The organism is Amycolatopsis sp. NPDC005232, assembly GCF_040607795.1.
In the GTDB taxonomy this organism is placed as follows: domain Bacteria; phylum Actinomycetota; class Actinomycetes; order Mycobacteriales; family Pseudonocardiaceae; genus Amycolatopsis.
The window spans coordinates 100417-112144 of the sequence record NZ_JBEXHL010000032.1 but is presented as its reverse complement, the minus strand read 5'-3'; the positions used below and the strand labels follow the sequence as shown (position 1 = coordinate 112144).

General features: G+C 71.1%; 10 protein-coding genes. 3 read left to right on the top strand and 7 right to left on the bottom strand.

Features of this window, described 5'->3' with window-relative positions; translation table 11 throughout:
- Nucleotides 1-144 precede the first annotated feature (144 nt).
- The 4 genes from fdhD to ABZU76_RS40475 all read right to left on the bottom strand — a co-directional run bounded on the left by fdhD (nt 145) and on the right by ABZU76_RS40475 (nt 4354).
- Nucleotides 145-996 carry a formate dehydrogenase accessory sulfurtransferase FdhD gene (gene fdhD, locus ABZU76_RS40490; protein WP_354880218.1) on the bottom strand — a complete coding sequence of 284 codons (852 nt, stop codon included), beginning with the start codon at nt 994-996 and terminating at the stop codon, nt 145-147.
- A 16-nt stretch (nt 997-1012) separates the two neighbouring features.
- A complete protein-coding gene (locus tag ABZU76_RS40485; protein ID WP_354880215.1) occupies nt 1013-2368 on the bottom strand; it encodes an OFA family MFS transporter in 1356 nt (451 codons plus the stop codon).
- A gap of 104 nt (nt 2369-2472) precedes the next feature.
- The gene (locus ABZU76_RS40480; RefSeq protein ID WP_354880212.1) at nt 2473-3381 is read right to left on the bottom strand and encodes an MBL fold metallo-hydrolase; all 909 of its coding nucleotides are present in this window, start codon (nt 3379-3381) and stop codon (nt 2473-2475) included.
- Nucleotides 3382-3424: 43 nt separating this feature from the next.
- Complete coding sequence (locus tag ABZU76_RS40475; protein ID WP_354880209.1) at nt 3425-4354, bottom strand: LysR substrate-binding domain-containing protein; 930 nt, start codon at nt 4352-4354, stop codon at nt 3425-3427.
- An 83-nt stretch (nt 4355-4437) separates the two neighbouring features.
- Between ABZU76_RS40475 and ABZU76_RS40470 the strand changes: the two genes are divergently transcribed.
- From ABZU76_RS40470 to ABZU76_RS40460, 3 genes are read left to right on the top strand one after another with little or no spacing between them, the layout of a single operon-like run.
- The gene (locus ABZU76_RS40470) at nt 4438-5148 is read left to right on the top strand and encodes a succinate dehydrogenase cytochrome b subunit (protein ID WP_220240575.1); all 711 of its coding nucleotides are present in this window, start codon (nt 4438-4440) and stop codon (nt 5146-5148) included.
- Nucleotides 5149-5150: 2 nt separating this feature from the next.
- Nucleotides 5151-7079, top strand: a complete 1929-nt coding sequence (locus ABZU76_RS40465) for a fumarate reductase/succinate dehydrogenase flavoprotein subunit (protein ID WP_354880227.1) — start codon at nt 5151-5153, stop codon at nt 7077-7079.
- Nucleotides 7076-7822, top strand: a complete 747-nt coding sequence (locus ABZU76_RS40460; RefSeq protein WP_354880205.1) for a succinate dehydrogenase/fumarate reductase iron-sulfur subunit — start codon at nt 7076-7078, stop codon at nt 7820-7822. Before ABZU76_RS40465 ends, ABZU76_RS40460 begins: the two co-directional genes overlap by 4 nt.
- A gap of 14 nt (nt 7823-7836) precedes the next feature.
- On the opposite strand, the gene ABZU76_RS40455 is transcribed toward ABZU76_RS40460, so the two are convergent.
- The 3 genes from ABZU76_RS40455 to ABZU76_RS40445 form a co-directional block, all read right to left on the bottom strand.
- Nucleotides 7837-8787: an alpha/beta hydrolase gene (locus tag ABZU76_RS40455; protein ID WP_354880202.1), complete on the bottom strand. Its 951-nt coding sequence runs from the start codon at nt 8785-8787 to the stop codon at nt 7837-7839.
- Between the two features lie 98 nt (nt 8788-8885).
- Entirely contained in the window at nt 8886-9908 is a 1023-nt protein-coding gene (locus tag ABZU76_RS40450; RefSeq protein WP_354880199.1) for a helix-turn-helix domain-containing protein, read from the bottom strand.
- Between the two features lie 34 nt (nt 9909-9942).
- A complete protein-coding gene (locus tag ABZU76_RS40445; RefSeq protein WP_354880196.1) occupies nt 9943-11676 on the bottom strand; it encodes a pyruvate dehydrogenase in 1734 nt (577 codons plus the stop codon).
- Nucleotides 11677-11728: the final 52 nt, after the last annotated feature.

Below are 11728 nucleotides of genomic sequence, written 5' to 3'. Positions count from 1 at the left end.
GACAACACAACACAACCCCCCAATTGTGTAGTGCCGACACACCCCCCAACCGAACGCCACATTGGGTGCGCTCAACGCACCGAACGCCACATTGGGTGCGCTCAACGCAACCAACGCCGCATTGGGGTGGTCCGGGCAGGCGAGTCAGCGCTCGACGAGCTGCAGCGGGTCGTGCAGGCCGAGCCGGTCGGCTCGCGTGTAGACGTTCATCGAGCTGCCACGCAGGAACCCGACGAGCGTGAGCCCGACCTCCTCCGCCAGCTCCACCGCCAGCGACGAGGGTGCGGAAACCGCCGCCAGCAAGGGGATTCCCGCCATCGCCGCCTTCTGCACCAGCTCGAACGACGCCCGCCCGCTGACCATCAGCATCGTGCCGGTCAGCGGCAGCCGGCCCTCGCGCGCGGCCCAGCCCACGACCTTGTCGACCGCGTTGTGCCGCCCCACGTCCTCGCGCACGCACAGCAACTCTCCGGCGGCGTCGAAGAGCCCGGCCGCGTGCAGGCCGCCGGTGCGGTCGAACACTTTCTGCGCCGAGCGCAACGCGTCGGGCAGGCCCGTCAGCACCTCCGGACCGACGGCGAGCGGGTCGGCGGTCACCGGCCACCGCAACGTCGTGCGCACCGCGTCCAGGCTCGCCTTGCCGCAGAGGCCGCACGAGGACGTGGTGTAGAAGTTGCGTTCCATCGACGGGTCGGGCAGCGGCACGCCGGCGCGCAGCACGACGTCGACGATGTTGTAGGTGTTGGAACCGTCCACAGTGGCCCCGGCGCAGTACCGGATCCCGGCGATGTCGGCGCCCTGGTGCACGATCCCCTCGCCCACCAGGAACCCGGCGGCGAGGTCGAAGTCGCTGCCGGGCGTACGCATGGTGATCGTGAGCGCCTTGCCGGCCACGCGGATCTCCAGCGGTTCCTCTGCGCTGAGCGTGTCCGGGCGCATCGTGAGCTCGCCGTCGACGACGCGGAACACGCGGCGTCGGCTCGTCATCCGGCCCATGGGGCCACCTCCGGGATCAGCGCGCGGGAAGCAGGGACTTGGGCCGGCCCGGCTGCGTCAGCCGCCCGGTGAGAACGGCGCCGGCCAGGCTGAAGATCCCGGCCGCGGCGAAGGCGCCGAAGTAGCCGTGCGCCGTGACGACGAGGGCGGCGAGCCCGATGCCGAGGAGCGCGCCGACGGCCTTGGCGCTGTAGAGCACACCGAAGTTCTGCAACGCCGACTCCTCGCCGAAGTACTCGCGCACCAATCCGGTCAGCAGGGTATAGCAGCAGCCGTTGCCCAGCCCGGCGAGCGCGGCGCCGAACACGAGGCCGAAGGCGTGCCGGTGCTCGCCGGAGTAGAAGAGCACGAACTGGCCGATACCGCCGGCCACCAGGGCCAGCTGCAGGATCCGGCGGCGGCCCACGCGGTCGGACAGCCACCCGAGCAGCACGCGGCCGGTGCCCGTCACGCCGGCGAGCACCGCGAGCGCGACCGCCGCGAGGCCTGTGCCGCCGCCCTGCTCGGCGACGAACGTGGCGAGATAGGCGAGGTCGAACAGCAGCACGGCGGCGGCCAGCACCACTGTGACGTACAGGGCGAAGGTCGTGCCGCAGCGCAGGAGCTCGGCCGGCCGGTAGTGGCGGACGGCGGGACGGTTGACCGAGACGGTGCGGTTGCGGACCTTGTCCCGCGCCCACTCGCGCGGGTCCGGTGCCCCGGACGGCCACCAGTTGCGCGGCGGATAGCGCAGGAGCACGCCCGCGCCGACCACGATGACGAGCACGAGTGCCGCCGTCACGTCGAGCAGCACGCCGCGGTTGCCGAAGCTGAGACCGAAGCCGGCGACGAGCACGAAGGGGACGCTGCCGTAGGCGAAGGCGCCGCTAACCGCGCCGACTCGGGTGGCGGTGTGGTCGGGGAACCAGCGCATCACGGCGCCGACGCACGTCCCGTAGACCAGCCCCGTGCCGATGCCGCCGAGCAGCGAGTAGCCCACGAAGACCACGGCCAGGCTCGACGCGTGGCCGAGCGTCACGAGCCCGATCGCGCACAGGATCCCGCCCAGCACCACCGCGAACGACGGCGAGAGCCGGCCGTGGTCGCGCAGCCACGCGGCGGGGAACACCACGCTCGACTGGGCCACCGCCCACACGGCAAGTGACACGACCACTTCGGTGAACGTCCAGCCGTGCGTGCCGGTGAGCACCGGCGCGATGGCGCCGAAGCCGTACTGCTGCAGCCCGGCCGCGAACATCGCGGCGCCGCTGAGCCAGAGCATCCAGCTCCGGGGTCGGCCGAGCAGGTCCAGATCGCTTTCCCCGACCCGGTACCGGCGTCCGTAGACGTCCTTCACTTCGCGAACCGCGGTGGTGGTCCGGCGCTCGGACATGGCGTCACCCGCTCGACTGGATGTTGTATGCAGTATGGAGTAGTCCGGTTATAGCACCCACGCTGCACCCTGTCCACGGGCGTCGCCCCACGGGCGGAGCGGGCTCAGTCCCCCAGCACACGCGGAGCGGGCAGCACCGCTTCGGCCTCGATCGGTTCCCACCTGAGCAGGCCATCGGTGCCTCGCCGGACGCGGCCGAACGCCTGGTCGCCGAAGTGGATGCCGAATCCGATCGCGCCGGGCCGCTCCAGCTCCGCCACGATCCGGCGACGGGCGGCGAGCACGCCCGCGGCGTCGACGTCAGGCAGCGAAGGCCAGTCGGGGTGGGTGATCTGCGCGGGAATGTGGAAGACGTCGCCGAACGCGATCACGCGCTGCTCCCCCGCCTCGATCACGTACGAGGTGTGGCCCGGGCTGTGGCCGGGTGTCACCAGCGCGTGGACACCGGGGAACACCTCGTCGCCGTCGCCGATCACCTGGTGCGTGCCCGCCAGCGGCTCGATCACCTCGGCCCGGCCCGGCGCTCCCGGGATGAGTTCCCCTCGTCCGTGCGGCGCCCACTCCTGCGCGGCGACGAGATAGGTGGCCGCTGGGAAGAATTTGCGGCCGTCGACGAACGCCCAGCCGGTGTGGTCCACGTGGAGATGCGTGAACGCCACGGCCTCGATGTCCTCGGGCTTGTGGCCGAGCGCGGCGAGGGTGTCGGGCAGGGCACCGGAATTGCTGAAGGCGATCGGCTTGCCGCCGATTTCGACCGGGTCGGTCACGACGCCGAGCCCGGCGTCGACGAGCAGCGACCGGCCGTCTCGCTCCACGAGCAGGCCGCCGACGGAGGCCGTGACGCGTCCCTTCACGTCGAGCACCTCGGAGTGTTCGGTCCAGTAGGCCGCCGGGATGGCAGGGAAGAAGCCGCCGGGCACCATGGCCAGCGCGCCGTCGACCACGTAGGTGAAGCGCACTCCCCCGAGCTCCAGCACCCGTACCGCCGACTGCTCGTTCAGCGCTCCCGCCATCACGCACTCCCCTCTCGGACTCCTCGAGTTGATCATGACCCCGTCAGCGCCCGGCAAGCGAGCGGATCCCGGGTGGGAGGTGACCGAGCCCACCTCCCCCGGCCAGGAACCGGACAATCTCCTCCTGCAGAGCGCGGGCCGCGCGCGTGAGCTCGACGTCGCGGCGGAAGGCGAGCCGGACGACGCGACTGAGGCCGGGTTCGGTGAACTGCGTCATCCGGAACCGGTCCCCCACCACGGTGCTCGGGACGACGGCCAGACCAAGGCCCGCCTGCACGAGCTCGAGCACGGCGTCCATCTCGCCGCCCTCGATGGCGAAGGCCGGGTCGAACCCGGCGGCGCGGCAGGCGTTCACGGTGGCCTCGCGCAGGTCGTAGCCGCGGCGGAACATGACGAGCGGCCGGCCCTTCAGGTCCTGGATCGCGAGCCGTCCGCGCACCGGCGCCGGCTCGTGCTTCGGGGAGATCACCACGAGCTCCTCGACGAACAGCGGCGTGCTTTCCAGGCGGTGGTCGTCGCGGACCCGGCTGTCGACGATCATCGCGAGGTCGAGCCCGCCTTCGGAAAGGTCGGTCTGCAGGTCGCGGGAACCGCTCTCGTGCAGCGCCAGCTCGATGCCGGGGTAGGTGCGCCGGAACGCCGCGAGCATCACCGGCAGCAGGCCGGTGCACAGGCTGGGCGTCGCGCCGAGGCGCACGCGGCCGCGGCCCAGCTCGTCGAGCTCGCGGATCGCCCGGTACGCCGTCTCGGTCTCGGCCAGGATGCGCCGCGCGATGGGCAGGAGCGTCTCGCCGGCCTCGGTGAGCGTGACGTTGCCGCGGACACGGTGGAACAGGGTGGCGCCGACGTCGCGTTCGAGCGCGCGGATCTGTTGTGACAGTGAGGGTTGCGCCACACGCGCCTGCTCGGCCGCGCGCGTGAAGTGCCGCGTGTCGGCCACTGCCAGGAAATATGCCAGCTGCTGGAACTGCATGAAGCTCATCATAGGCTTTGTCTCTGGTCACGAGAGGAATCATGTGTTTGCCCTCTCGTTGACGCGGACCTAACGTCGGAGCCGTGGCAAGTGAACTCGCCACCGCCCGGCGCAAACGCTCGGCGGTGCGGCTTTTCTGGGAATCGTCGATCGGCAAGAAGGTCGTGATGGCGGCGACCGGACTGCTGTTCGTGGTCTGGCTGCTCGCGCACATGGCCGGCAACCTGAAGATCTTCTTCGGGCCGGAGACCTTCGACCACTACGCGGCCTGGCTGCGCACGATCGGGGAGCCGGCGCTGCCGTACGCGTGGTTCCTGTGGATCCAGCGCGCGGTCCTGGTGGTGGCACTGGTGTTGCACGTCACGGCCGCGGTACAGCTGTCCAAACGCGACCGCCGCGCGCGGCCGGTCCGGTACGCGCACGGGCAGCGGCCGCGGGCGACGTTCGCCACGCACACCATGCGCTGGGGCGGCGCGACGCTCGCGGTGTACATCGTGTGGCACATCCTCGACCTCACCGTCGGGGTCGCGAACCGGGACTTCGTGGAGGGGCAGCCGTTCCACAACGTCGTCGCCGACTTCCAGGTGTGGTGGGTCAACGTCATCTACCTGGTGGCCCTGCTGATGCTCGGGCTGCACATCAACCACGGGTTCTGGAGCGCCACGCAGACGCTGGGGATCAAGAGCGCGACCAAGGACCGCACGGTCAAGACCGTCGGCACCGTCCTGGCCGTGGTCATCACCGGCGGGTTCATGATCGTGCCGATCTCCGTCATGACTGGATGGGTGAGCTGAGCATGCTCGACTACACGATCGGCGAGCCGATCACCGACACCAAGGCGCCGTCCGGGCCGATCGACGAGCGGTGGAGCGCGCGGAAGTTCTCGGCGAAGCTGGTCAACCCGGCGAACCGGCGCAAGCACCGGGTGATCGTGGTCGGCACCGGCCTGGCCGGTGGATCCGCCGGGGCGACGCTGGCCGAGCAGGGTTACCACGTGGTGCAGTTCTGCTTCCAGGACTCACCGCGGCGCGCGCACTCGGTCGCGGCCCAGGGCGGCATCAACGCGGCGAAGAACTACCGCAACGACGGCGACTCCGTGCACCGGCTGTTCTACGACACGGTCAAGGGCGGCGACTTCCGATCACGGGAGTCCAATGTGTACCGGCTCTCCGAGGTGTCGGCGCAGATCATCGACCAGGCCGTGGCGCAGGGCGTGCCGTTCGCGCGGGAGTACGGCGGGCTGCTCGACACGCGCTCGTTCGGCGGCGTGCAGGTGCAGCGGACGTTCTACGCGCGGGGCCAGACTGGTCAGCAGCTGCTGATCGGGGCCTACCAGGCGTTGTCGAGGCAGATCGACGCCGGAAACGTCGAGCTGCACCCGCGCACGGAGATGCTCGACCTGATCGTGGTCGACGGCCGGGCCCGTGGCATCGTCGCGCGCGACCTCGTCACCGGCGAGGTCACCACGCACCTGGCCGACGCCGTCGTGCTGGCCACCGGCGGGTACGGCAACGTCTTCTACCTTTCCACCAACGCCAAGGGTTCCAACGCGTCGGCGATCTGGCGGGCCCACAAGCGGGGCGCGTACTTCGCCAATCCCTGCTTCACGCAGATCCACCCGACGTGCATCCCGCGCTCCGGCGACCACCAGTCGAAGCTGACGCTGATGAGCGAGTCGCTGCGCAACGACGGCCGCATCTGGGTGCCGAAGGAAAAGCAGGACCCGCGGCCGCCGTCGGAGATCCCGGAAGACGAACGGGACTACTACCTGGAACGCCTCTACCCCAGCTTCGGCAACCTGGTCCCCCGCGACATCGCGTCGCGGGCGGCGAAGAACATCTGCGACGCCGGCTACGGCGTCGGACCCGGCGGGCTCGGGGTGTACCTGGACTTCGCCGACGCCATCCAGCGTCTCGGCCGCCCGGCCGTCGAAGCCCGCTACGGCAACCTCTTCGACATGTACCAGCGCATCACCGCGGAGAACCCGTACGAGGTCCCGATGCGCATCTACCCCGCCATCCACTACACGATGGGCGGGCTGTGGGTCGACTACGACCTGCAGAGCACGATTCCCGGCATGTTCGTGATCGGCGAGGCCAACTTCTCCGACCACGGCGCCAACCGCCTCGGCGCCTCGGCGCTCATGCAAGGCCTGGCCGACGGCTACTTCGTCCTGCCGGCGACCCTCAACGACTACATCGGACAGGGCGGGTTCACCGACGTCACCCTGGACGACCCCGCCGTCGTCGAGGCGCAGACCGGCGTCCGCGACCGCCTCGAGCGGCTCCTCGCGGTGAACGGCACGCGGTCGGTGGATTCGTTCCACCGCGAGCTGGGCCTGATGATGTGGGACCACTGCGGCATGGCCCGCACCGCGGAAGGCCTTCGCAAGGCCCTCGAACGCGTCCCGGAACTCCGAGCCGAGTTCTGGCGCGACGTCCGCATCCCCGGCACCGGCGAGGAGCTCAACCAGGAGCTGGAGAAGGCCGCGCGCGTCGCCGATTTCCTCGAGCTCGCCGAGCTCCTGCTGCTGGACGCACTCGTGCGCGAGGAGTCCTGCGGCGGGCACTTCCGGGAGGAACACCAGACTCCCGAGGGCGAGGCCGCCCGCGACGACGAGAACTTCTCGCACGTCTCGGCCTGGGAGTACGGCGAGAAACCCGTGCTGCACAAGGAACCCCTGAACTTCGACTACGTCCACCCCACCCAGCGGAGCTACACGTGAAACTCACCGTGCGTGTCTGGCGCCAGTCCGGCCCCGACACCGAAGGACAGCTCGTCGACTACGCGATCGACGGCATCAGCACCGACATGTCCTTCCTCGAAATGCTCGACACGCTCAACCAGCAGCTCATCGAGTCGGGCGAACAGCCGGTCGCGTTCGACCACGACTGCCGTGAAGGCATCTGCGGCTCCTGCGGCGTCGTCATCAACGGCCAGGCCCACGGGCCGGAGACGACCACGACGTGCCAGCTGCACATGCGAGCGTTCTCCGACGGCGACGTAATCGACGTCGAACCCTGGCGTGCCAAGGGTTTCCCGGTGATCAAGGACCTCGTCGTCGACCGCTCGGCGTTCGACCGCATCATCCAGGCCGGCGGCTACATCACCGCCCCGACGGGCGCGGCCCCCGACGCCCACGCGACGCCGGTGCCCAAGCCCGACGCCGACCTCGCCTTCGACAACGCCACCTGCATCGGCTGCGGCGCCTGCGTCGCGGCGTGCCCCAACGGCTCGGCGATGCTCTTCACCGCCGCGAAGGTCAGCCACCTCAACTCCTTGCCGCAGGGCCAGCCCGAACGCGCGCAGCGAGTGCTGGACATGGTCGACACCATGGACGCCGAAGGCTTCGGCGGCTGCACCAACAGCGGCGAGTGCACGCTGGCCTGCCCCAAGGGCATCCCGCTGACGAGCATCAACACGCTCAACCGCGAGTTCCTCAAGGCGGCGCGCAAAGCGCGCAAGTGACCTACTCGGCTGTCCTACTCGGCGAAGACGCGGCGTAGCCAGTTGGCCCGGCTCGCCCGCGCCTCGCGGGACATCGGGGCGTGCGGGACAACCTCGTCGAAGCCGTGGCACCCGCCCGGCCACACGTGCAGCTCCGCCTGCCCGCCCGACTGCCACAGGCGTGACGCGTAGGCGACGGCCTCGTCGCGGAAGGTCTCGACCGAGCCGACCTCGATGAACGCGGGCGGCAGGTCCGAGAGATCGGTGGCGCGGGCGGGCGCGGCGTACGGGGAGACATCCGGACCACCGGCGGCGACACCCAGGAGCGCGGACCAGCCGGTGGCGTTGGAGACGCTGTCCCAGACGCCTTCACCGATCAGTTCGGTGCTCGACGGCGTGCTCGCGCGGTCGTCGATCATCGGGCACACCAGCAGCTGTCCCCGCAGGGGCGGGCCGCCCCGGTCGCGCGCCATCAGCGCGGTGGCGGCCGCGAGCCCGCCGCCGGCGCTGCCGCCCGCCACCACGAGCCGGGCGGGGTCGATGCCCAGCTCGGCGAGGTGCTCGCCCACCCACGTCAGACCGGTGTAGCAGTCCTCGACGGGCGCGGGGTGCGGATGCTCCGGCGCGAGGCGGTAGTCGACGCTCACCACCACCATCGGGATCTCGGCCAGCCAGCCGAGCAGCCAGTCGGCGCCCGTGCGGCTGTTGCCGGCCATCATGCCGCCGCCGTGCATGAAGTACACGCCCGGCAAGGGCACAGCTGGGTCGCTGCCCTTCGGCCGCAGCACCAGCAGCGGAACGCCTGCGTCGACCTCGCGCACATCGGCGTGCTCGCCGATCTCGGCCACGCTCATCGTGTGCCCGGCCGCCGTCAGCTCACGCAGCCGGCCCACGAGCTCCGGCGTCACCGACGACGGCAGCGCCTCGTTCACCACCACCAGCGCCGCCGCGATCTCGGGGTCGAACGGTGGGTGCACCCTCTTCATGCCGCCTGCTCCTCTCGGGACGTCGACCCCCGACGCTAGAGCCCCCAGCCCGCCCCGGTGAACCCGTCACGCGGCGGCCGTTGCCCGCCACGCGGCGGTCAGCGGTTCCGGCGGAACCGGCGCAGCACCAACGCCACCGTCAGCCGGGTCCGCCCGGCCGGCGTGGCGACGCCGTAGCCCAGCGCCTGGGCGAGCAGGTCGACTCGGCTCTGCAACGTCGAGTGGTGCACGTGGAGCGCCGCCGCGGCGGCCCGCAGGCTCGGCTCCGCCGCGACCGCGGTCAGGGTCGCGAGCGCCCACGGGTGCGCGGCGAGGACGCGTTCGAGGTGCGTCACTTCCGCCGTGGCCGCCGGCGAGTCGCACCCGTCGGCGAGCGCCAGCAGCCCACCCACCTCGGCGGCGTCCACATGCGACGGCCCCGGTTCGTCGACGGCGGTGAGCCGCAGCGCGAGAACCGCCTGCCCGTAGGACAAGGGCAGATCCCGCACGGCGACCGCCGGTCCCGACGCCGACCGCACCGCCGGGCCGGCCCTTGCAGGTAATCCGGCCGGGTCGATCGTCACCGCCACGTCGCCGAGCCGGGCCGCACCGGGCGGGTGCGGGCCGCCCGCGCAGACCGTCACGACGAACGATCCCTCCGGCGACAACCCGAGCCGCCGGGCCGCCGCGAGCCGTGCGGCTTCGTCGGCGGTCGCGTCCACCAGGAGCTCCACCGCCGCCGGGTCACCAGTGAGGAACCCGGCACCCGTGCGGTCGAGCACGATCCCGACCGTCGTGGCGAGCCGGTCCACGAGCACGCGGTCGAACTCCGCCCGGCTCGGGTCCTCGGCCTCGCGTTCCACCCACACGAGCGCGCCCGCGTAGCCCGGCAGGGTGACCGCAAACCCGGCCACCTCGCCGTCCACGCGCCGGCCGTCCGGTTCCACGCGGACCCGCAGTCGGCGTCCGGGAACCACGAGACCCGCGGCGCAACCGGCGAGCACGGCCGCGGCCCGCACCGTCGCCTCGAGACCGGCGCGGGCCTCCACCAGGGCGTCGAAGTGGGCGACCACCTGCAGGGCGGCCCCGGCTCCGGGGTCGATCGCCCGCATGCGCCCGGCCAGCTCACGCACGTCGGTCACCTCCTCGGCGCCCAGCGTACGGGCCGGCGCGGGCTCAGAAGCCCGGCGCGTTGCGCAGGTTGGTGCGCGCGAGCTCGATCATCTTGCCGACGCCGCCGTTGAGCACCGTCTTGCTCGCCCCGAGCGCGAAGCCGCGGACCTGCGCGCCGGTGATGTGCGGCGGGATCGACAGCGCGTTGGGGTCGGTCACCAGCTCGACCACGGCCGGTCCGGGGTGGACGAACGCCTTCGCGAGCGCCTCCCGCACGTCGCGCGGGTCTTCGACGCGCGTCGCGTGGATGCCGCACGCCTGGGCGATCGCGGCGAAGTTCACGGGCGCGTGGTCGGTGCCGAAGTCGGGCAGGCCGTCCACGAGCATCTCGAGCTTCACCATGCCGAGCGTGGCGTTGTTGAACACCACCACCTTCACCGGGATGTCGTAGGTGGGCAGCGTGAGCAGGTCACCCATGAGCATCGCGAGCCCGCCGTCGCCCGAGAGCGACACGACCTGGCGGCCCGGTTGCGCGAACTGGGCGCCGATGGCGTGCGGCAGCGCGTTGGCCATGCTGCCGTGGCGGAACGAGCCGAGCACGCGGCGGCGGCCGTTGGGCGTGAGGTACCGCGCGGCCCACACGTTGCCCATGCCGGTGTCCACGGTGAACACCGCGTCGTCGTCGGCCACCTCGTCGAGGATCGCCGCGGCGAACTCCGGGTGAATGGGCCGGCGGTGCTCGATCTTCGTGGTGTAGGCCGACACCACCTTTTCCAGCTTCCGCACGTGCTCGCGCAGCATCCGGTCGAGATAGGTGCGATCGGTCCGTTGGCGCAGCAGCGGCAGCACGGCCTCGATCGTCGCCTTCACGTCACCGTGGACCGCCAGCTCCAGCGGAGTGCGGCGGCCCAAGCGCGCGACGTCGGTGTCGACCTGGATCGTGCGGGCCTGCGGGAGGAAGTTGTCGTACGGGAAGTCCGTGCCCAGCAACACGATCCGGTCCGCGGCGTGCATCGCGTCGTAGCAGGCGCCGTAGCCGAGCAGGCCGCTCATGCCGACGTCGAACGGGTTGTCGTACTGGATCCACTCCTTGCCGCCGAGCGAGTGGCCGACCGGAGCGTTGAGCCGCTCGGCCAGGGCCAGCACCTCGTCGTGCGCGCCGCGGGTCCCGGCGCCGGCGAAGAGCATCACCTTCTCGCCGGAGTTGAGCAGGCGCGCCAGCTCCTCGATCGTCTCGGCCGGCGGCACGACGGGCGACGGCGTGACGAGCTGGACCTTTTCCGATCCCGGCTGCGCGGCCTTGCGGTCGGCGATGTCGCCCGGGATGGTCAGTACCGACACGCCGCCCTTGCCGACAGCCGTCTGCATCGCGATCCGCAGCATCCTCGGCATCTGTTCAGGCTGGGACACGAGCTCGCTGTAGTAGCTGCACTCGGTGAACAACTGCTCCGGGTGCGTCTCCTGGAAGAACCCTGTGCCGATCTGCGCCGACGGGATGTGCGACGCGATCGCCAGCACCGGCGCGCCGCTGCGGTGGGCGTCGAAGAGCCCGTTGATCAGGTGCAGGTTGCCCGGGCCGCAGCTGCCCGCGCACACGGCGAGCTTCCCCGTCACCTGGGCTTCGGCCGCGGCAGCGAACGCCGCCGCTTCTTCGTGGCGTACGTGGACCCACTCGATGCCGTCGGTGCGGCGCACCGCATCGACGATCGGGTTCAGGCTGTCGCCGACGATGCCGTAGATCCGTTCCACGCCGGCGTCGCGAAGTGTCCGCACGAGCTGTTCGGCCACAGTGGCCATGAGCCACGCTCCTCTCTCGGAAAACCTGCTTCCAGCATGTGCTGCCTGCCCG

Bases quoted from the DNA above. Each gene is read 5' to 3' on its own strand.
- ABZU76_RS40485 (WP_354880215.1), bottom strand. From the start codon at position 2,368: ATGTCCGAGCGCCGGACCACCACCGCGGTTCGCGAAGTGAAGGACGTC.
- ABZU76_RS40445 (WP_354880196.1), bottom strand. From the start codon at position 11,676: ATGGCCACTGTGGCCGAACAGCTCGTGCGGACACTTCGCGACGCCGGC.
- ABZU76_RS40455 (WP_354880202.1), bottom strand. From the start codon at position 8,787: ATGAAGAGGGTGCACCCACCGTTCGACCCCGAGATCGCGGCGGCGCTG.
- fdhD (WP_354880218.1), bottom strand. From the start codon at position 996: ATGGGCCGGATGACGAGCCGACGCCGCGTGTTCCGCGTCGTCGACGGC.
- ABZU76_RS40475 (WP_354880209.1), bottom strand. From the start codon at position 4,354: ATGCAGTTCCAGCAGCTGGCATATTTCCTGGCAGTGGCCGACACGCGG.
- ABZU76_RS40480 (WP_354880212.1), bottom strand. From the start codon at position 3,381: ATGGCGGGAGCGCTGAACGAGCAGTCGGCGGTACGGGTGCTGGAGCTC.
- ABZU76_RS40465 (WP_354880227.1), top strand. From the start codon at position 5,151: ATGCTCGACTACACGATCGGCGAGCCGATCACCGACACCAAGGCGCCG.